Source organism: Neorhizobium alkalisoli, assembly GCF_007829835.1.
Taxonomy (GTDB): domain Bacteria; phylum Pseudomonadota; class Alphaproteobacteria; order Rhizobiales; family Rhizobiaceae; genus Neorhizobium.
Genome location: NZ_VIWP01000001.1, coordinates 177886 through 197991 on the forward strand (window position 1 = coordinate 177886; position 20106 = coordinate 197991).

A 20106-nucleotide genomic window follows, 5' to 3' on the forward strand; every position below is an offset into this window, starting at 1 on the left:
CTCGGACAGAGGATGACCTTTTCACGGCGCACTCTGCTGCAATCTTTGGCCGTCGCAGCATGCGTGCCCGGTCAAGCGTTTTCCCAGTCTACCGGGCAAAGAATCGTCAGCCTCGATTACGGATTGAGCTCGACGCTCCTGTCGCTCGGCCTGCCGCCCGTCGGGATTTCGGATCTCGCGGATTGGGGGAGGTGGGTTGTCGAGCCGGCCTTGCCCGCGTCCGTGATCGATATCGGCAGTTCCTTCGAGGTGAATTTCGAGGTCCTGCTGGCGCTGAAGCCGGATCTGATTCTGACCACGCCTTATCTCGACGAACTCCTGCCCAAGCTGCAGTCGGTGACCAAGGTTTCGCGTCTGGAGATATTCACACCGACCAGCGGCCCGATCCTGACCTCTGCCGAGGCCGCGACCCGCAAGCTGGCGGCAGAGCTTGGCCTTGAAAGCAAGGCGGAAGAATTTCTCGCCAATGCGAATGCCTTTTTCGAGACCTGCCGGAAGCGGCTTGCCGGAAAGAATGTGCCGCCGGTCGCGCTCGTCAATTTCATGGATGCCCGCCACGCGCGCGTCTATTCCGATCCCGGCCTGTTTCACGGCGTGCTGGAGCGGATCGGCGTTCGCAATGCCTGGGCCGGCCAGTCCAATTACTGGGGGTTCGAGACGATCGGCATCGAGGACCTGTCCAAGGTGAAGGATCCGGATGCGCATCTGATCGCGTTCGATCCCGTTCCGCCGGACGTTTTTCCCAAACTTGCCGACAGCCCCCTCTGGAACCGGCTGCCGTTTTCGCAGCCCGGCCATCTCTCGATCCTGCCGCCGGTTCTGATGTTCGGCATGGTCAATGAGGCCCTGCGCTTTGCGAGCCTGCTGACGGATCATCTGGAAAGACAGGCATGACCATATCCCGCCGCGATAATCTTGGACCGGCACTCGTTGCTCTCCTTCTGCTCTGTGCCGGCGGCATCGCCTCGTGGTTCATCATTGCGCCCGCGCTTTCCACACCGGCAGCGCCCGATATGCAGGCTGGCTACGACATCCCCCGGATGGTGCTCTATTATTCGACGCTTCCCCGGCTTGCGACGGCGCTGATTGCCGGGGCGGCACTCGCCCTGTCCGGTGCGCTGTTCCAGCAGGTCCTGCTCAATCCGCTGGCGGACCCGACGACGCTTGGTGTTTCGGCCGGCGCCAATCTTGCTCTTGTGGTGGTTTCGCTGTTTTTGCCGGGTCTGCTCGGGGCGGGCAGGGATCTGGTCGCGCTTGCCGGCAGCGGCGCGGCGGCACTGATCGTTGTCGGTCTTGGCGCGCGCCGAGGCTTTTCGCCCTATTCGCTGGTCCTGTCGGGGCTTGTTCTCAGCCTCTGGTGCGGCGGCCTTGCGGCGATCCTGACCTATCTCAACGATCGTTATCTTGCGAGCCTGTTCATCTGGGGTGCCGGTTCGCTGTCGCAGCAGAGCTGGGTCATTCCCGTTTCCCTGTCGTGGAAGCTTGTCCTCGTCGCGATTATCTGCGGCGTGGTGATCCGTCCGCTGTCGCTGCTTGATCTTGGCGAGAGCGGCTCTACTGCGCTCGGCGTCAAACTGGTTCACCTGCGCTTCATCACCGTCGCCTGTGCGGTGGCGCTTGCCGCCTTCGTCACCAGCGCCGTCGGCGTGATCGGCTTCATCGGGCTTGTCGCCCCGACGATCACGCGCCTCTCGGGCGCACGCCGTCCGGCACAGCTGATCTTCTGGTCACCGCTGATCGGCGCCGGGCTGTTGTTCTTTGCCGATTCCGTTCTGCAGCTTGTCGCGGGCGGGCTTGGCGATTTCCTGCCGACGGGTGCAGTGACCGCCATCTTTGGCTCGCCGTTGCTTCTGGCGCTTCTGCCGCGGCTGAAGATCCGCCACAGGATCCAGCATATGCCGATGCGCACCCATATGCGCAGTTTTAGGTTGAGGATGCCGATTGTCATCGTCCTCTTCGGCCTCGTCCTGCTGGTCGCGATCAGCCTTTGCTTCGGCCGCGACGTCAATGGAGACTGGGCGTTCCTGCATGGCGCTTCTGCCGCCGACATTTTCGCCATCCGATATCCAAAGGTTCTTGCCGCCATGGCCTCCGGCGCCATGCTCGCCGTCGCCGGCGCGATCCTGCAGCGGCTGACCGGCAATGACATGGCCAGTCCCGAAGTGCTCGGCATCAGTGCGGGCGCGACATTCGGCGTGGCGATCGCCCTGTTTGCGGTCGCGCCCGGTTTCTCCGGTCAGTTCGCCTTTGCTATTATCGGCGCATTCTGTGTGCTTTCCGTCATTTTCTTCAGTGCCCGGAAATCGGGTTTCGCGCCGGAACGCGTGCTGCTTGCCGGTATCGCGCTCAGCGCCATGGTGGACGCGGTGGTCGGTGTGTTGAGCTCGACCGGGGATCCAAGAGCAGTGCTTCTGATGCGCTGGATGAGCGGCTCGACCTATCTTATTGATGCAAAATCCGCATTCTCTGAAATCATAGTGGCGGTCGTGCTTGTTGCGTTGGCGTTCGCGGCCCGCCGATGGCTGGATATCCTGCCGCTCGGGCCTGCGCCCTCGATCGCGATCGGCCTGCCGCTGGCAAAGTCGCGGCTGGCAATGTTCGGGCTTGCGGGCCTGATGACAGCGGCTGCGACCCTGACCGTCGGCCCCCTGTCATTCGTCGGCTTGATGGGACCGCATCTGGCGCGGGAAGCGGGCCTTACACGCGCCTTGCCGCAGATGATCGGCGCAGCCGCGATCGGTGGCGGCCTTATGGTCGCGGCGGACTTTGTCGGTCGCACCATCGTCTCGCCTTACCAGATCCCGGCCGGTCTCGTTTCGGCACTGATCGGTGCGCCTTTCCTGATGATCCTGATGAGCAAGAAAGTCCGATAGAAATCCGCGAAATGCGGTTGTCGTCACGGCTTCTTTTGCCGCTACACGCGGTCATCAAACATGCGTGTATTCCAAGATGTTTTCATGAATATAACGCTAGCCAAAGCCCGGTCGGTCGATATATTGAGCGCACTATATCGATGATCCTGGGGAGTTTAACATGAACATCAATCGTCGTTCCTGGCTTGGAGCAGCCCTCGCTTCCGCCGTTGCCGCCTTCGTTTCGCTGGCATCCGTCGCATCGCCGGCACTGGCGCAGGAAAAGGTCACCGTTTTTGCCGCCGCCAGCATGAAGAACGCGCTGGACAACGCCAACAAGGCCTGGGGCAAGGAAGTCACCGTGTCCTATGCCGCAAGCTCGGCACTCGCCAAGCAGATAGAAGGTGGCGCTCCCGCCGACGTGTTCATCTCCGCCGATCTGGACTGGATGAAATACCTTTCCGACAAGAAGCTGGTGAAGGAAGACACCAAGTCCAACCTTCTCGGCAACCGTATCGTCCTCGTCGCGCCGAAGGAAAATGCAAAGCCGGTCGAGATCGGTCAGGGCTTTGATCTCGCAGCTCTCCTGAAGGGCGGCAAGCTTGCAATGGGTGAGCCGAATTCGGTTCCGGCCGGCAAGTACGGCAAGGCAGCGCTGGAAAAGCTCGGCGCCTGGGCCGGTGTTGAAAAGAGCGTTGCAAGCGCCGAGAGCGTTCGTGCAGCCCTCGCGCTCGTCTCGCGCGGCGAAGCGCCTTACGGCATCGTCTACCAGACGGATGCAGCCGCTGACCCGGGCGTTGCCATCGTCGGCACCTTCCCGCAGGACACCCATCCGGCGATCATCTATCCGGTCGCAATCCTGAGCGAATCCAAGTCGGCCGATGCGGCCGCCTATCTGGAGTTCCTGAAGTCCGCAAAGGCTGCCCCCTTCTTCGAGAAGGAAGGCTTTACGGTTCTGAAATAAGGGGTCGATCCTGATCGATCCGTGACGGTATGGAATGGCCCTCTCCCGAAAGGGGAGGGCCGTTTCGTTCGTCGCTCTCACCTGTTTTTCTGATATTGATTGTAAACGTCCTTTCGGTCTCGAAGCGCCCATTGCCTGCCGCTTGAGACCAAAAATCTGATCCGGAGATCGTGACCGTTGGAATGGCTGGTTCTGAGCGATGAGGAGTGGACGGCTGTCCGGCTCAGCCTTTGGGTGTCGGGCGTCGCGACAGTCGTCAGCCTGCCCTTCGGCCTGTTCATCGCCTATCTTCTGGCGCGGGGGCGGTTCTGGGGCAAGTCGGTGCTGAATGGCCTTGTCCATTTGCCGTTGATCCTGCCGCCGGTCGTGACCGGTTTTCTCCTCCTCATCCTGTTCGGCCGGAGGGGCGTGATCGGCGCTTTTCTCAACGAATATCTCGGCATCGTCTTTTCCTTCCGCTGGACCGGCGCCGCACTTGCCTGTGGTGTCATGGGGTTTCCGTTGATGGTGCGCTCCATCCGTCTGTCGATCGAGGCAGTCGACCGCAAGCTCGAGGAAGCAGCGGGCACGCTCGGCGCCAGCCCTGCCTGGGTCTTTACGACGGTGACTTTGCCGCTCATCCTTCCGGGCGTGATTGCCGGCATGATTCTCGCCTTTGCCAAGGCGATGGGCGAGTTTGGCGCAACCATCACCTTCGTCTCCAACATTCCCGGCGAAACGCAGACATTGTCCGCGGCGATCTATACGTTCACGCAGGTTCCCGGCGGAGACGTTGGCGCGCTGAGGCTGACGATCGTCGCGGTCGTCATTTCCTTCGTGGCGCTGCTTGCCTCGGAATTCATGGCCTATCTCGTCGGTCGCAAGGTACATGTCGAATGAGCCTCGTCGTCGAAGTCCACCAGAAGCTCGACAAGTTCGAACTTAATGCCGCCTTTTCATCCGAGAGCGGGGTCACGGCGCTTTTTGGCCGCTCGGGCTCCGGCAAAACCTCGATGGTGCGGCTGATCGCCGGCCTTTCGAAGCCGGACAGGGGCCGGCTTGTCGTCGATGGCGACGTCATTCTCGATACGGAGAAGCGCATCTTCGTGCCCCGGCATAAACGGCGCTTCGGGTATGTCTTTCAGGAAGGCCGGCTCTTTCCGCATATGAGCGTGCGCCAGAACCTGCTCTTCGGCCGCTGGTTTGCGCCGAAATCTGCACCGGCAGTCGATTTTTCGCAGGTGACCGAGCTTCTCGGCATCGGCGCGCTTCTCGACCGGCGGCCGGGAAATCTTTCGGGCGGTGAAAAGCAGCGCGTCGCCATCGGTCGCGCGCTTCTGTCGGCGCCGCGCCTGCTTCTGATGGACGAGCCGCTGGCGGCCCTCGACGAACAACGCAAGGCCGAGATCCTGCCCTATCTGGAGCGCTTGCGCGACGAGACGTCGACGCCGATCGTTTATGTTAGCCATTCGCTGGCCGAGGTGACGAGGCTCGCCGACCGGGTGGTGATGATGAAGGATGGCCGCATCGACGCGGTCGGCACGCCTTCCGAGGTTTTCGGACGCTCTGGCATGTCATCATCCGACCGTCGCGATGCGGGCGCGGTTCTGTCGGGTATCGTCGAGACGGTCGATCCGGCCTATGGGCTTGCCACTATCCGCCTGTCGTCGGAAAGCCTCATCGTCCCCAATGCCCAGGTTCAGCCGGGTCGCAAGGTAAGGGTGCACATCCCCGAGCGTGACGTCATGGTCGCGATCAAACGTCCGGAGGGATTGAGCGCGCTCAACCTGCTGGAAGGCCGGATCAGTGCGCTGGAGCCGGATGCGGAAGGCATGACGCGTCTTCGCATCCAGTGCGGCGACGATGTCGTCCTGTCCAGGATAACGGCGCTTTCCGTCGAGAGGCTGGCACTTTCGCTCGGCATGCCGGTCTTTGCGGTGATCAAGACGGTAGCCCTCGAGCAATAGCCTGCTTCAAGCCGGGTGCGACGGTCTTCCGCACGCGGCAGCCGTGGAGATAGTCCGATCTCCACCCTTCCTGCATTGACCTGAGGCCGCCAAATGGCAATCGTAGGCTTGGAGGGCAGCAGATCGACTGTCCGCAGGACAAGTGATTTTTGATGCCATCAGACGACCGCAAGAAGAGCCGGGTTACCTTGCTCGACGTCGCGCAGCATGCCGGCGTTTCCCGCGCAACGGCTTCGCTGGTAATCCGCAACAGCCCCCTTGTGGGCGCCAAGACGCGCGCCAAGGTCGAGGCGGTGATGCAGGAACTCGGCTATGTCTACAATGTCGGGGCTGCAAGGCTTCGCGCCGAGAAAAGCCGCACGGTCGGCGTCATCATTCCCAATCTGACCAACCCGTTTTTCGCCGAACTTCTGGCGGGGATCGAGCGCGTCATCGACTCGGCCGGAATGGTGGTCATTCTTGCCAATAGCGGCGACCTGACGGAACGGCAGGATGTCGTGATGCGACGGATGCGCGAGCATGGCGTCGATGGCGTCATTCTTTGCCCTGCAGCGGGGACGGAGCCTGCCATGCTGGACGGACTCGACGAATGGGGCCTGCCGGTGGTGCAGGCGCTCCGGCACGTTTCAGGGCGCACGGATTATGCCGGCCCGGATTATATCGGCGGCGTGAAGCAATCCGTCGATTACCTCGTCTCGCTCGGTCACCGGTCGATCGCCTTTGCGGTACACGGCCAGGTTCATTCGGCCTATCGCGAGCGTATCGAAGGGTTTTGCGCAGCCATGCACGGGCATGGGCTGAGCGACGACCTGATCGTGAAGGTGCCGGAAAAGATCGGCGATATTTCCGCTTCTGCCGATCTTCTGTTTCGGCAGGAAAGGCAGCCGACGGCGGCCATCTGCTTCAATGACGTGATTGCGCTTGGACTGTCTGCCGGGCTGTTCGACAAGGGCATGCAGATTGGCCGGGATTTTTCGCTCGTGGGTTTCGACGACGTCACGGATGCGGAGGCGCTGCGGCCGCGCCTGACCTCCGTTTCGACAGCGCCGGAGACTGTCGGGGAAAATGCGGCGACCCTTCTGCTCGATCGCCTGGCTGATCGGGAGCGCGCCGTGCGCAGGGTGATCACGCCGACGGAGCTTCATATCCGCCAGTCCTGTGTTTCGATCGCCGATATTGATGCCTGACTTTGCCCGTTAAAAAGCAAAAGGGCCGGCAGAGCCGGCCCTTTCATGGGATATTCGACGATCTCAGCGCTTGGCGGAGAGATAAGTCTCGCCTGCCGTGTCGAGAGCCCGGCTGAGCATCAGGACAAGGATCGTGCAGATCGCGCCGGAGATCAGATAACCGCCGATGAAGATGATGCCGAACTGGCTTGCCAGTCCGAGCGCCACCAGCGGTGCGAAACCGGCACCGACAAGCCAGGACAGGTCGGACGTCAGGGCCGCACCGGTATAACGGTAAGGCTGGCTGAAGCGCGACGAGACCGAGCCAGATGCCTGGCCGAAGGAAAGGCCAAGAATCGCGAAGCCGATGATGATGAACGCATCCTGGCCTGTCCGCCCTGCTTCAAGCAGGAAGGGGGCGGTGAAGCTGAAGATCGCGATGATGATCGCGCCGATCAGTAGCTGGCGACGACGACCGAGTCGATCCGCCATGAAGCCGGAGATGACCACGGTTGCGAGGCCGACCGCTGCGCCGGCGACCTGAACGAACAGGAAGCTGCCGGCAGACTGGCCGCCATAAAGCGTGACCCAGCTCAGCGGGAAGATCGTGACCAGATGGAACATCGCAAAGCTTGCAAGCGGAGCGAATGCACCGAGCACGACGTCGAAGCCGTGAACATGCAGCATTTCGGTAACCGGCTTCGGCTCCAGCTCATGCGCCTCCAACGCCGAGCCGAATTCGCGCGATGCGACGATGCGGAGGCGGGCGAAGAGCGCCACGACATTGATCGCGAAGGCGACGAAGAACGGATAACGCCAGCCCCAGTCGAGGAAATCCTGGGCCGAGAGGTTGACGGCGAAATAACCGAACAGCAGGCTTGCCAGTGCAAAGCCGAACGGCGCTCCGAGCTGCGGGATCATGGCGTAGAAGCCGCGGCGGTTTTCCGGGGCGTTCATGGCAAGCAGGGAGGCGAGGCCGTCCCATGCGCCGCCAAGGGCAAAACCCTGGCCCAGGCGGAACAGTGCCAGCAGGGCAGGGGCCCAGAAGCCGATCGTTTCATATCCCGGAAGGAAGGCCATCGAAGCCGTCGAGCCGCCGAGAATGAACAGAGCGATCGTAAGCTTGGTGCCTCGGCCGTAATTCCGGTCGATCCACATGAAGACGATGGATCCGACGGGACGCGCCAGGAAGGCGAGGGAGAACACTGCGAAAGAATACAGCGTCGCCGACACCGGGCTGGACGCGAACGGAAATATAAGCTTTGGAAAGACCAGCACGGACGCAAGTCCGTAAACGAAGAAGTCGAAAAACTCCGACATTCTTCCGATGACGACACCGATTGCGATACTCCCTGGCGAAATCGGCTTGTCGTCGTGAATGAGGCGCGCATCGCGCTCCATTGAAGTTGAAGAAAGATTGACTGCCTGGCTCATGAATACGTCCTCCTACGCATCGCCTGCATCTATGAGAATGTTGGCCGGGACGTTTGTCAATCAAGAGGATCGTCTAAAATTCACATTATTTGACGAATTTCGCCTTAATTGACATATTTCAAGGTGACTTTTTTCGTATACTCCGCTTAGGCAGGAGCCAGGGCCGATATCAACCGCTTAGCGTGATTCGTGAGGGCGTGCATTGCAACAAGGCTGCTGCAGTGCGACGAAACACCTCATGGAGATCGGGGTGGGGGTCCGTTAGGCCGATTAGATAGATTGCAAGTTTGAGCAGACCAATGTTCCCCACCTTGAAACGTCTTTGTCAACTTTCCATGCTTCCGTTGCTGGCAGCCCTGTCGGGCTGTGACCTCGTCGTCATGTCGCCGTCGGGCGATATCGCGGTTCAGCAGCGTGATCTGATCGTCGTGTCGGTCGTACTGATGCTTCTGATCATTGTGCCGGTCCTCTTCCTGACCCTGTATTTCGCCTGGCACTACAGAAAATCCAACACGACCGCCAAATACGATCCTGAATGGCATCACTCGACGCGACTCGAGGTCGTTATCTGGGCTGCGCCGCTGGCGATCATCATCGCGCTTGGCGCGATCACCTGGATCAGCACCCACAAGCTCGACCCTTACCGTCCGCTGGACCGGCTTGATGCCGAACGCAACATTCCGGCTGATGCGAAGCCCCTGACTGTTGAAGTCGTGGCGCTCGACTGGAAGTGGCTGTTCTTCTATCCGGAACTCGGCATTGCGACCGTCAATGAACTGGCCGCGCCGATCGACGTTCCGATCAACTTCAAGCTCACCTCGAGTTCGGTGATGAACTCCTTCTACGTGCCCGCACTTGCCGGTCAGATCTATGCCATGCCCGGCATGGAAACGAAGCTGCATGCGGTCATCAACAAGGAAGGCGTCTATGACGGTTTCTCGGCCAACTATAGCGGCCCGGGCTTCTCGCATATGCGCTTCAAGTTCCACGGTCTGAGCAATGACGGCTTCAACGCCTGGGTCGCTCAGGTGAAGCAGCAGGGCACCGCGCTCAACCGCGATACCTACCTGCGCCTTGAAAAGCCGAGCGAAAAAGAGCCGATCCGCTACTACGCCAGCGCCGATCAGGATCTCTATCGTGCGATCCTCAACATGTGCGCCACCCCGGGCAAGATGTGCGTCGACGAAATGATGCATATCGACATGATGGGCGGCGCCGGCAAGGAGAGCCAGGAAAACCGCGAAAAGCTGAAGTTCGACGGCGCGCCGATCGATATCAACCTGCGCGGCCACGGCCCCGAGGAGCATTCGTCCTCGGAACCTGCTCCGGCGGCTTCTGCGCCTGTCGCACAGAACACGTCCAGCATGGACATGACGCACGGCAATCATTCCATGTCTGGCATGGATATGAGCAAGGGCGGCGACGCCCCGGCGCCAAAGACGAATTAACCGGGCGCTTAGCGTCGCAAGACTTTAATGAACGGGTTGTCCCATGTTTTCCAATCCTGACCTCCTGAAGTTTATCTTCGGCCGGTTAACCCTCGAATCGATCCCCTACCATGAGCCGATCCTCGTCGCGACGTTCTGCGGCGTGGCGGTCGGCGGCATCGCAATGCTTGCCCTCATCACCTACATGAAGTGGTGGGGTCCTCTGTGGAAAGACTGGATCACCAGCGTCGATCACAAGAAGATCGGCATCATGTACATCATCCTCGCAATCGTCATGCTGCTGCGCGGCTTTGCCGACGCGCTGATGATGCGTGCCCAGCAGGCCATGGCCTTCAACGGCAATGAAGGCATTTTCCCGCCGCACCATTACGACCAGGTCTTCACCGCGCACGGCGTGATCATGATCTTCTTCGTCGCGATGCCGTTCGTGACGGGTTTCATGAACTTCGTCGTTCCGCTGCAGATCGGCGCCCGCGACGTTTCCTTCCCGTTCCTCAACAACTTCTCGTTCTGGATGACCACTGCAGGCGCGATCGTCGTAATGATTTCGCTCTTTGTCGGTGAATTCGCACGTACCGGCTGGCTGGCCTATCCGCCGTTGTCGGGTGCCGAATACAGCCCGGGCGTCGGGGTCGACTATTACATCTGGGGCCTTCAGGTCGCCGGTGTCGGTACCACATTGTCGGGCATCAACCTGATCGCGACCATCGTCAAGATGCGCGCACCGGGCATGTCCTTCATGAAGATGCCGGTCTTCACCTGGACCTCGCTCTGCACCAACATCCTGATCGTTGCTACCTTCCCGATCCTCACCGCCACCCTCGTTCTCCTCTCGCTCGACCGTTATGTCGGTACGAACTTCTTCACGAACGATCTCGGCGGCAACCCGATGATGTACATCAACCTCATCTGGATCTGGGGTCACCCGGAAGTCTACATTCTGGTCCTGCCGGCATTCGGCATCTTCTCGGAAGTCGTTGCCACCTTCTCCGGCAAGCGCCTGTTCGGTTATGCCTCGATGGTCTACGCGACCTGCGTGATCATGATCCTCTCCTACCTCGTGTGGCTGCACCACTTCTTCACGATGGGTTCGGGCGCATCGGTCAACGCCTTCTTCGGCATCACGACGATGATCATCTCGATCCCGACGGGCGCGAAGATCTTCAACTGGCTGTTCACGATGTATCGTGGCCGCATCCGGTATGAAGTTCCGATGCTCTGGACGGTCGGCTTCATGGTCACCTTCGTCATCGGTGGTATGACCGGCGTCATGCTGGCAGTCCCCCCGGCCGACTTCGTCCTCCACAACTCGCTCTTCCTGATCGCCCACTTCCACAACGTCATCATCGGCGGCGTGCTGTTCGGCCTTCTCGCAGGCGTCAACTACTGGTTCCCGAAGGCGTTCGGCTTCAAGCTCGATCCGTTCTGGGGCAAGCTCTCCTTCTGGTTCTGGCTGGTCGGCTTCTACTTCGCCTTCATGCCGCTCTACGTTCTCGGCCTGATGGGCGTCACCCGTCGCATGTCGCAGTTCGAAGATCCGTCGCTGCAGATCTGGTTCATCATTGCCGCCTTCGGTGCAGCACTGATCGCCGCCGGCATCGGCTGTTTCCTCATCCAGCTCGTCGTGTCCTACATCAAACGCGAAGAGCTCAAGGACGAGACCGGCGACCCCTGGAATGGCCGTACGCTCGAATGGTCGACCTCTTCCCCGCCGCCGGACTACAACTTCGCGTTCACGCCCGTTGTTCACGATCATGACAGCTGGTACGACATGAAGAACCGTGGCTATGAGCGTCCGGTCAAGGGTTACCGCCCGATCCACATGCCGAAGAATACCGGCGCCGGTGCGATCCTGTCGGCTCTCAACCTGGTCCTTGCCTTCGCGTTGATCTGGTACATGTGGTGGCTCGTCGTGGTCTCCTTCGTAGCGATCCTCGTCGTCGCCATCGGCCATACCTTCAACTACAAGCGCGACTTCTACATCACCGCCGAAGAAGTGACGGCTGAAGAGAACAAGCGCACCGAACTGCTTGCGAAGCAGGTGTAAGATCATGAGCAACACGAAAATCGATACTTCGGAAAAGCCACAGTTCTTCCTCGAGGAAGACCACCACGTGGAAAGCAGCACGAACCTCGGGTTCTGGCTGTATCTGATGAGCGACTGCCTGATCTTCGCAGTGCTGTTCGCCACCTATGCCGTCGTCGGCCGCAATTATGCGGCCGGCCCTTCGCCGGCTGACCTGTTCGAGCTGCCGCTCGTTGCAGTCAACACCGCCATGCTGCTGCTCTCGTCGATCACCTATGGTTTCGCGATGCTGCAGATGGAACGCAACGCCAAGGCGGAAACGCTGTTCTGGCTGGCGATCACCGGCGTCTTCGGCGCGGTGTTCATCGGTCTCGAAATCTACGAATTCGTCAACCTGATCCATGAAGGTGCGGGTCCGCAGCGTTCGGCATTCCTGTCGGCCTTCTTCACGCTGGTCGGTACCCACGGTCTGCACGTCACCTTCGGCATCATCTGGCTCATCACGCTGATGGTACAGGTTTCGATGCATGGCCTGATCGCCGAGAACAAGCGTCGCCTCATGTGCCTGTCGATGTTCTGGCACTTCCTCGACGTCGTCTGGATCGGCGTCTTCTCCTTCGTCTATCTTATTGGAGTTGTCGGATGACCGCTCAAGCACCATCCCACGAAGACGCACACGAAGCCCATCACGGCCATAGCCATGGCCACGAAGCCGGTCACGGATCGTTCAAGAGCTACATGACGGGCTTTGTCCTGTCGGTAATCCTGACTGCCATCCCGTTCTGGCTGGTCATGGCCGATGTTCTCGACAGCAAGGCTGCCACCGCAGCAGCAGTCATGATCATCGGTGCAGTGCAGATCGTCGTTCACATGATCTACTTCCTGCACATGAACACCAAGTCGGAAGGCGGCTGGACGATCATGGCGTTGATCTTCACGCTCGTTATCGTCGTCATCGCCCTCTCGGGTTCGCTCTGGGTCATGCATCATCTGAATGCCAACATGATGACCATGTCGCCGGAGATGATGAAGAACCTGCCGTAACCGGCATGGGCACTCTCGACACCAGCAAGGATGGCGCCGTCTCGGCGCCATCATCCAAGCCGCGCTCGTTCCTCGTGTTTCGCGGCTTTCTGCTTTTCGCAACACTGGTTTTCCTGGCGCTTGGCACATGGCAGGTCCAGAGACTGTTCTGGAAGCTCGATCTGGTTGCCCGTGTCGATGCACGCGTGCATGCCGAGCCGACCGCGCCGCCGACCGATGCCGAATGGGCATCTGCCGATCCGTCGTCCTTCGAGTACCGCCACGTTACAGCCAAGGGTGTTTTCGACCATTCGAAACAAGCCTTCGTTCAGGCCGTGACGGAGCTTGGCCCCGGTTTCTGGGTCGTGACGCCGTTGACGCTCGATGATGGCCGCGTCGTTTTTGTCAACCGTGGTTATGTTCCCGGTGACAAGCGGGATGTGGCTGCGCCGAAGGGGGAGGGGGCTTCTTCCGTTTCGGTCACCGGCTTGCTGCGGCTGAGTGAACCGGGCGGCGCTTTCCTCCGTTCCAACGACCCTGCGGGCGATCGATGGTTTTCGCGTGACGTCGAGGCGCTTTCTTCCGCTCGTGGAATTGGCCCGCACGCGCCGTATTTCATCGATGCCGACGCAACGCCCAATCCCGGCAGTTATCCGGTTGGCGGGCTCACCGTCGTCCAGTTCCGCAACAGCCATCTGACCTACGCGCTGACATGGTATGCGCTTGCCACCATGGCGATCGGTGCCTTCATCTGGCTCCGCCGCGGGCGCGCTCTGGATTGATGCTTTTCGCAGCCGTGAGATTGATAGGTTTTGCCTATCAATCCATGCGGACTGCCCGCTTGATAAATCTCAACTATATCCGATACCTGCGGCATGGACACAGGTTTTATCGGCAAAAAGTCCTCCGCCGCTGGCGGTTGGGGAGCGTTGAAGAGCTGCGGCAAGCGGCTGATGCAGAGCGGATCGCCGCTATCCGGCGCCCGCACGATGTTGAAAGCCAATCAGCCGGACGGGTTCGACTGCCCTGGCTGCGCCTGGGGCGACCCTGAGCACGGCTCTTCCTTCGAATTCTGCGAGAACGGCGTCAAGGCGGTTGCCTGGGAGGCGACGGGCAAGCGCGCGACGCCGGACTTCTTTGCGGAAAACACGGTATCAGACCTGCGCCGGCTTTCGGATTACGAACTTGAGCTCAACGGCCGCCTGACGCATCCCATGCGCTATGATGCGCAGACCGACCGTTATCTGGCGGTTTCGTGGGATGAGGCCTTTTCGGAAATCGGCAGCATCCTGAAGGGGCTGGATAGCCCCAACCGCGCCGAATTCTACACATCGGGCCGCGCCAGCAACGAAGCTGCTTTTCTCTATCAGCTTTTCGTGCGCGCTTACGGCACCAATAATTTTCCCGATTGCTCCAACATGTGCCACGAGGCGAGCGGCGTTGCCCTGCGCCAGTCGATCGGTGTCGGCAAGGGCACGGTGCTTCTCGAGGATTTCGAAAAGGCGGATGCGATTTTCGTGATCGGCCAGAACCCCGGCACCAATCATCCGCGCATGCTGGGCGACCTGCGCCGGGCGGCGATGCGCGGCGCGCGGGTCGTGGTCTTCAACCCGATCCGCGAACGCGGACTAGAGCGTTTTTCCGATCCGCAGGACAAGCTCGAAATGTTGCGCGGTGGCGCGACGGATATCGCCAGCGATTACCTGCAGCCGCAGCTTGGCGGCGATATGGCGGCTGTGCGCGGCATGGCCAAGGTGGTGCTGGCTGCCGAGGATGCGGCGATCGCGGCGGGGCTTCCGCCGGTTCTGGACCACGCTTTTATCGCTGAACATTGCGCCGGCTTCGATGATTACCGTAAGGCTGTGGAAGCGACCAGCTGGGCCGAGATTGAGGATCAGTCGGGGCTTTTGCGCGTGGATATCGAGCGCGCGGCCGAGATCTACATGAAGGCCGAGCGGGTGATCTGCACCTGGGCGATGGGTGTTACCCAGCATCTTCATTCCGTCGCGACGATCCGCGAAATCTCCAATTTCATGTTCCTGCGCGGCAATATCGGCAAGCCGGGCGCTGGCCTTTGCCCCGTTCGTGGTCATTCCAACGTGCAGGGCGACCGCACCGTCGGCATCAACGAAAAGCCGCCGGCCGCATTTCTCGATGCGCTGGAAAAAGAATTCGGCTTTGCCATGCCGCGCGCCGATGGCCACAATGTTCTTGCCGCGATCGGTGCCATGCTTGATGGCTCGGCTCATGCCTTTATCGGCCTCGGCGGCAATTTTGCTCGCGCCACGCCGGATAGCGCCATTGTCGAAAAGGCATTGCGGCGTCTGAAGCTGACGGTCCATGTCGCGACCAAACCCAACCATTCGCATCTAATGCCGGGCGAGATCTCCTATATTCTGCCCTGCCTTGGCCGCACGGAGATGGATCTCGATGCTGCCGGCGGATCGCAGCTGGTCAGCGTCGAAGATTCCATGAGCATGGTACACGGCTCGGCGGGCATCAACCGGCCGGCCTCGCCTTATCTTCTTTCTGAAGTCGCAATCGTCGCCGGCATTGCGGCCGCAACGGTCGGTTCGGAGAAGGTCGACTGGATCGGTCTTGCCGGAAACTACAACCGTATCCGCGATCACATCGCGGCGACCATTCCGGGTTTCGAGAACTACAATGAGCGGCTGCGCAAGCCGCGCGGTTTTCATCTGCGCAACACGGCAGCCCATCGCGAATGGAATACGCCCGCTCGCAAAGCGAGCTTCCTCGCCGGCCCGCTCCCGGTCGAGACCGTGCATCAGCGGGCAAAGAAAAACGATAACCTCTTTGCCTTGCAGACATTCCGTTCGCACGACCAGTACAACACGACCGTCTATGGCCTCGATGACCGCTATCGCGGGGTCTATGGCGAACGGCAGGTCGTTTTTGTGCACCCCGACGATCTGAAGGCCGTGGGCGCAGATGCCGGCGACAGGGTCGATGTGGTTGGCGAGCATGACGACGGGATCGAGCGGATTGCCCAGGATTTCCGCCTGGTTCCCTACGATATCCCGCGCGGCAGCATTGCGGGTTATTATCCGGAGCTCAATGTCGTCGTGCCGATCGGCAGTGCCGGCGCCGAGAGTGATACGCCGACCTCGAAATCGATCATGGTCTCCTTCCGCAAGCGTGAGGCTGCGTGAGCGAAGGCGCGCCGGATGAGGCGCGTTTTCTGGATCTGGTCGCCGAAATGCAGGCGAAGGATAGTGGGCTGACATCGGTACAGGCCGCACTTCTGGTTGCTGCCGAACAGGGCATCGCCCGTGACAGCAAGGCGTTTGCCCGCATTTTTGGCATGGCGCATGCCCTGGTGCTCCGCGAACTGACCACGTTGATCGAAACGCGAGATCTGCTTCACGTTACAAGGCGTGACGAAAGAACCATGCGGCTCTATTATGAATTGGCTGGCGGCGCTCGCGCGGTCATTCATGAATGACATGCATAAGGGCATCCGGCAAAGCGCATCTAGCTGGCAGCGGTCTTCTGACCTAAATCACCTGCTTTGCTGAAGCATTCATCGGAAAGAGAGATCCCATGGAAATCACGAGGAGCGGCGCACAGGCCTCGGCCAAAGGCCCTGCGGATTATTTTACCGGCACGGTCCGCATCGATAGCCGTTTTGCAGGAAGCGGTGCATTGAGTGGTGCGACCGTGACATTCGAGCCCGGTGCCCGCACGGCGTGGCATACGCATCCGCTTGGGCAGACGCTTCTTGTCGTTTCCGGCCTTGGGCGCGTTCAGCGCGAAGGCGGGCCGATCGAGGAAATCCGTCCCGGAGATACGGTCTGGTTCGCGCCGGGTGAAAAACACTGGCACGGGGCTTCCCCTGACTGCGCGATGAGCCATATCGCAATTGCCGAGATGCAGGACGGCTCGGTGGTGACCTGGATGGAAAAGGTCACGGACGTCGATTACCTGGGATAAACCTGGGATACAGGGAAGGGGCACCAAGGAATGAAACCTCATATCATCTGCCACATGATCACCTCGCTCGACGGCGGGCTGCACCCAAGCCGCTTTACCAAGAGCCCCGACGGAGAGCGGTCCGAGTGGTCGGATGCCTATGAGACCATTCACAAGAGCCTGAAAGGCGACGCCTGGATGGTCGGCCGCGTGACGATGGCGGAAATTTCCAAGGCGGGCGCGCACCCGCCGCAGGGCCCTTTCGAGGTCGACCGCTCCCTGAATGTCGCCAACCGGGATGCATCAAGCTATGCGATCGCGCTCGATCGCTCTGGCAAAGTGCATTTCAAGAGCGGCGATCTCGATGGCGATCATGTCATCGTCCTGCTCGGCAAGGATATTGCCGACAGCCATCTCGCCGAACTCAAGGCGGATGGCGTGTCCTATATCGTCGCCAAGGGCGATGAGATGGATCTCAAGGCAATGATGGAAACGCTTGGTCGTGAATTCGGTATCAAGCGCCTGCTGCTGGAAGGCGGCGGCAGTATCAACGGCTCGCTCTTTGCAGCCGGTCTCGCCGACGAACTGAGCCTGCTCGTTTGCCCGGCGCTGGATTCACGCAAGGGAGCCGACCGGATGGTCGAGTTCGGCGAAGAGGGGCTTGCCGGCAAATGCGAGCTGTCGCTTGCTAGCTGCGAACAGCTCGACAAGGGCATGCTGCATCTTCGTTACAAGGTAAGCTAGTCGAACCGCCTCGGGCTGCGGTTTTCAGGCCGCGCCCGGTTTCTTACACCTGTCAAAACTCAGGCCGCCCGCCGATGATGTCGGCCCGGGCGGCCGTTCGCGTTTTCGCCGGGCCGCAACCCGCACCGGATTTTATCGCGGTCGGTAACGATTTCGGCTTTTTCGTCGCGCGCCTTGAGGCTGTCGGGAGGCAGCGATTCCCGATGCGGCGGTCATGGTCAATACGCCGCTCAACAATGCTTTCCCATTTTTAGCCACCCTTGGTCACGCTTTTGACCGCATCACGGTGCGGCGCAACATCCGTTGCATTCCGGGTGTTTGGAGCGGCTTGCATGAACAGGCGCCCGGATTGGCGGCTGCCTGATGCTGCATCGCAAAAACTATTTCACTTTACAAAATTACAGATTTTTGTGAAGTAACGGCATCTGATCAATATCGATAGGGCCGAAGACATTGTCGAACCTCCGTTTTGCCACCCGCCTGAACTCCTTCGCCTCCAATCCCGCCGGTGAATGGCCGGATCTGAAGGGCAAGCCGAGTGTGCTGCAGATGGCGGCGCGCGCTGCAAAGGTCGATGGCCTGACGGATCTCGACCTCAACTATCCCGACCATGTCGGTGAAAAGCCTTCGGAACTGAAACGCAAGCTGGAAGACATGGGCCTCGCAATCAACGGTTTTGCGATGCGCTATTATACCAATCCGGCCTTCAAGCTCGGCGCTTTCACCAATCCGGATGAAAAAGTTCGCCGTGAAGCGATCGATCTCACCAAGGCTGGCATTGATGCGGCTCGTGAGGCCGGCACCAATCTGATGACCATCTGGCTCGGCCAGGACGGTTTCGATTACGCCTTCCAGGCGGATTATGATCGCATGTGGCAACACGAAATCGACGGCATCCGTGAAGTTTGCGAACATGATGCGGATTGCCTGATCTCGATCGAATACAAGCCGAACGAGCCGCGCTCCTACAGCCTGATGCCCGACTGTGCGACGACGCTTCTGGCGATCAAGGAAGTCGGTGCCAAGAACCTCGGCGTCACGCTCGATTTCGCCCACGTCCTTTACGCCGACGAACAGCCGGCTTTCGCCGCAGCCATGATCGCCCGCCACAGCCGCGTTCTCGGCGTTCACCTGAACGACGGTTACGCCAAGCGTGACGACGGCCTGATGGTCGGTGCGGTCCACTCGATCCAGACGATCGAGCTGCTTCGCCAGATCCGCCGCGACGGTTATGATGGCGCCATCTATTTCGACACTTTCCCGGACATGACCGGCCTCGATCCGGTTCATGAATGCGAAGTCAACATCAAGACCGTCAAGCGCATGCTGAAGATCGTCGACAAGCTGGACGGCGACAATCGCCTGAGCGGCGCAATCGATCGTCAGGACGCGGTCTCGGCGCAGGCCATTCTTCAGGAGGCGATGTACGGCGAAATCGCCTGACGAATTCGCCTGACCGGGCCTCGAAGAACGATTACTACCCCAAACCGAATCCAGGGAGGATTACATGAACAAACATCTGAAATCCGCGATCGCCGGTGTGGCGCTCGCGCTTCTGGCAGGTGCCGCCTTTGCGGCGGATCTCGCGCCGCTCAATTCGGATACCGAAAAGGACCGTATCGACTGGTCGCAGCTCGAAGCCAAGTTCGGCGCTTTCCCGAAGCTGCCGGAAGGTACGAAGGCCGGCGGCGTTTCGAAGACGCTGACCAACGAATACTGGCGCTCGCTCGGCCAGGGTTATGAGAAGTTCGGCAAGAAGGTTGGCGCCACCGTTGCCTATCAGGCAGCCCAGAGCGAAGGCGACCAACTCGGCCAGCTGACCATTGCCGAAGGCATGGTCACCACCGGCTACAACGTTCTCCTCGTTTCGCCGCAGACCGACGCCAACCTGCAGCCAGTCATGGAACAGGCCAAGGAGGCGAAAATCCCGGTCGTCAACGTCAATGACGCCGTGATCCCGCAGGCCGAGCACTATGTCGGCAACGTCCAGAAGGACAATGGCGTTCGCGTCGCGAAATGGTTCATCCAGAACCATCCGGAAGGCGGCAAGGTCGCGATCATCGAAGGTCAGGCCGGCGTTTTCGCAGCCGTTCAGCGCACCGCGGGCTTCAAGTCCACGATCGGGGAAGACAAGAAGTTCCAGGTTGTCGCCAGCGTTCCGGGTAACTGGGATCGCCAGCAGTCCTATGATGCCGCCACCAACATCCTGCAGCAGCATCCCGACCTCGTCGGCTTCTACTGCAACAATGACGGCATGGCACTCGGCGTCGTCGAGGCGGTGAAGTCCGCCGGCCTGCTCGGCAAGGTCGCGGTGTTCGGCACGGACGGCATTTCCGATGCCTACAAGTCGATCGCCGCTGGCGAACTGACCGGCACTGTCGACAGCTTTGCCGAAATGACCGGCGAAGTGGCCATGGAAACCGCACTGCGCCTTGTCGCCGGCCAGAAGCTGCCGCGCGTGGTTGCCACCCCGCAGGCGCTGATCACCAAGGACAATATCAGCAAGTATAGCGGCGACGGCGTCGACATCCGCGCCGTGCTGATGAAGGATGCTGCTTCCGCGCAGTAATCGA

19 protein-coding genes are annotated in these 20106 nt (G+C 60.3%); 18 read left to right on the forward strand and 1 reads right to left on the reverse strand.

Annotation, left to right across the window (positions count from 1 at the left end; translation table 11 throughout):
• Window positions 1-12 precede the first annotated feature (12 nt).
• The 6 genes from FHW37_RS00855 to FHW37_RS00880 all read left to right on the forward strand — a co-directional run bounded on the left by FHW37_RS00855 (window position 13) and on the right by FHW37_RS00880 (window position 6949).
• On the forward strand, window positions 13-894 hold the full coding sequence (locus FHW37_RS00855; RefSeq protein ID WP_145631366.1) for an iron-siderophore ABC transporter substrate-binding protein: 882 nt from the start codon (window positions 13-15) through the stop codon (window positions 892-894).
• Window positions 891-2873, forward strand: a complete 1983-nt coding sequence (fhuB, locus tag FHW37_RS00860; protein WP_145631369.1) for a Fe(3+)-hydroxamate ABC transporter permease FhuB — start codon at window positions 891-893, stop codon at window positions 2871-2873. The genes FHW37_RS00855 and fhuB overlap by 4 nt, the downstream gene beginning before the upstream one ends.
• A 160-nt stretch (window positions 2874-3033) precedes the next feature.
• Window positions 3034-3816, forward strand: coding sequence for a molybdate ABC transporter substrate-binding protein (modA, locus tag FHW37_RS00865; RefSeq protein WP_145631372.1), 783 nt, complete (start codon window positions 3034-3036; stop codon window positions 3814-3816).
• A 177-nt stretch (window positions 3817-3993) separates the two neighbouring features.
• Window positions 3994-4695, forward strand: coding sequence for a molybdate ABC transporter permease subunit (gene modB, locus FHW37_RS00870; protein ID WP_145631375.1), 702 nt, complete (start codon window positions 3994-3996; stop codon window positions 4693-4695).
• Window positions 4692-5762 (forward strand): molybdenum ABC transporter ATP-binding protein, encoded by a 1071-nt coding sequence (modC, locus tag FHW37_RS00875; RefSeq protein WP_145631378.1) that lies wholly within the window; start codon window positions 4692-4694, stop codon window positions 5760-5762. Before modB ends, modC begins: the two co-directional genes overlap by 4 nt.
• A 152-nt stretch (window positions 5763-5914) precedes the next feature.
• Window positions 5915-6949 (forward strand): LacI family DNA-binding transcriptional regulator, encoded by a 1035-nt coding sequence (locus tag FHW37_RS00880; protein ID WP_145631381.1) that lies wholly within the window; start codon window positions 5915-5917, stop codon window positions 6947-6949.
• Window positions 6950-7012: 63 nt separating this feature from the next.
• Here FHW37_RS00880 and FHW37_RS00885 read toward each other — a convergent pair whose 3' ends face one another.
• Window positions 7013-8362 carry an MFS transporter gene (locus tag FHW37_RS00885; protein WP_145631384.1) on the reverse strand — a complete coding sequence of 450 codons (1350 nt, stop codon included), beginning with the start codon at window positions 8360-8362 and terminating at the stop codon, window positions 7013-7015.
• A gap of 299 nt (window positions 8363-8661) precedes the next feature.
• Between FHW37_RS00885 and cyoA the strand changes: the two genes are divergently transcribed.
• The 12 genes from cyoA (at window position 8662) to FHW37_RS00940 (ending at window position 20102) form a co-directional block, all read left to right on the forward strand.
• Window positions 8662-9810, forward strand: a complete 1149-nt coding sequence (gene cyoA / locus FHW37_RS00890; protein WP_145631387.1) for a ubiquinol oxidase subunit II — start codon at window positions 8662-8664, stop codon at window positions 9808-9810.
• A 43-nt stretch (window positions 9811-9853) separates the two neighbouring features.
• Window positions 9854-11857: a cytochrome o ubiquinol oxidase subunit I gene (gene cyoB, locus FHW37_RS00895; RefSeq protein WP_145631390.1), complete on the forward strand. Its 2004-nt coding sequence runs from the start codon at window positions 9854-9856 to the stop codon at window positions 11855-11857.
• Between the two features lie 4 nt (window positions 11858-11861).
• Window positions 11862-12482 carry a cytochrome o ubiquinol oxidase subunit III gene (gene cyoC / locus FHW37_RS00900; protein WP_145631393.1) on the forward strand — a complete coding sequence of 207 codons (621 nt, stop codon included), beginning with the start codon at window positions 11862-11864 and terminating at the stop codon, window positions 12480-12482.
• A complete protein-coding gene (gene cyoD, locus FHW37_RS00905; protein ID WP_145631396.1) occupies window positions 12479-12880 on the forward strand; it encodes a cytochrome o ubiquinol oxidase subunit IV in 402 nt (133 codons plus the stop codon). The genes cyoC and cyoD overlap by 4 nt, the downstream gene beginning before the upstream one ends.
• A 5-nt stretch (window positions 12881-12885) precedes the next feature.
• Entirely contained in the window at window positions 12886-13641 is a 756-nt protein-coding gene (locus FHW37_RS00910; protein ID WP_145631398.1) for an SURF1 family protein, read from the forward strand.
• Between the two features lie 93 nt (window positions 13642-13734).
• Window positions 13735-16029, forward strand: coding sequence for an FdhF/YdeP family oxidoreductase (locus tag FHW37_RS00915; RefSeq protein WP_145631401.1), 2295 nt, complete (start codon window positions 13735-13737; stop codon window positions 16027-16029).
• Window positions 16026-16322 (forward strand): hypothetical protein, encoded by a 297-nt coding sequence (locus FHW37_RS00920; RefSeq protein WP_145631404.1) that lies wholly within the window; start codon window positions 16026-16028, stop codon window positions 16320-16322. Before FHW37_RS00915 ends, FHW37_RS00920 begins: the two co-directional genes overlap by 4 nt.
• Window positions 16323-16420: 98 nt before the next feature.
• On the forward strand, window positions 16421-16810 hold the full coding sequence (locus FHW37_RS00925) for a (R)-mandelonitrile lyase (protein WP_145631407.1): 390 nt from the start codon (window positions 16421-16423) through the stop codon (window positions 16808-16810).
• A 30-nt stretch (window positions 16811-16840) separates the two neighbouring features.
• Window positions 16841-17533: a RibD family protein gene (locus tag FHW37_RS00930; RefSeq protein WP_145631410.1), complete on the forward strand. Its 693-nt coding sequence runs from the start codon at window positions 16841-16843 to the stop codon at window positions 17531-17533.
• Between the two features lie 214 nt (window positions 17534-17747).
• Window positions 17748-17897 carry a hypothetical protein gene (locus FHW37_RS33430; protein WP_186458101.1) on the forward strand — a complete coding sequence of 50 codons (150 nt, stop codon included), beginning with the start codon at window positions 17748-17750 and terminating at the stop codon, window positions 17895-17897.
• 89 nt (window positions 17898-17986) lie between these two features.
• Window positions 17987-18976, forward strand: a complete 990-nt coding sequence (locus FHW37_RS00935; RefSeq protein ID WP_145631413.1) for a sugar phosphate isomerase/epimerase family protein — start codon at window positions 17987-17989, stop codon at window positions 18974-18976.
• Window positions 18977-19040: 64 nt separating this feature from the next.
• A complete protein-coding gene (locus FHW37_RS00940; protein WP_145631416.1) occupies window positions 19041-20102 on the forward strand; it encodes a sugar ABC transporter substrate-binding protein in 1062 nt (353 codons plus the stop codon).
• The last annotated feature ends 4 nt before the right edge of the window (window positions 20103-20106 follow it).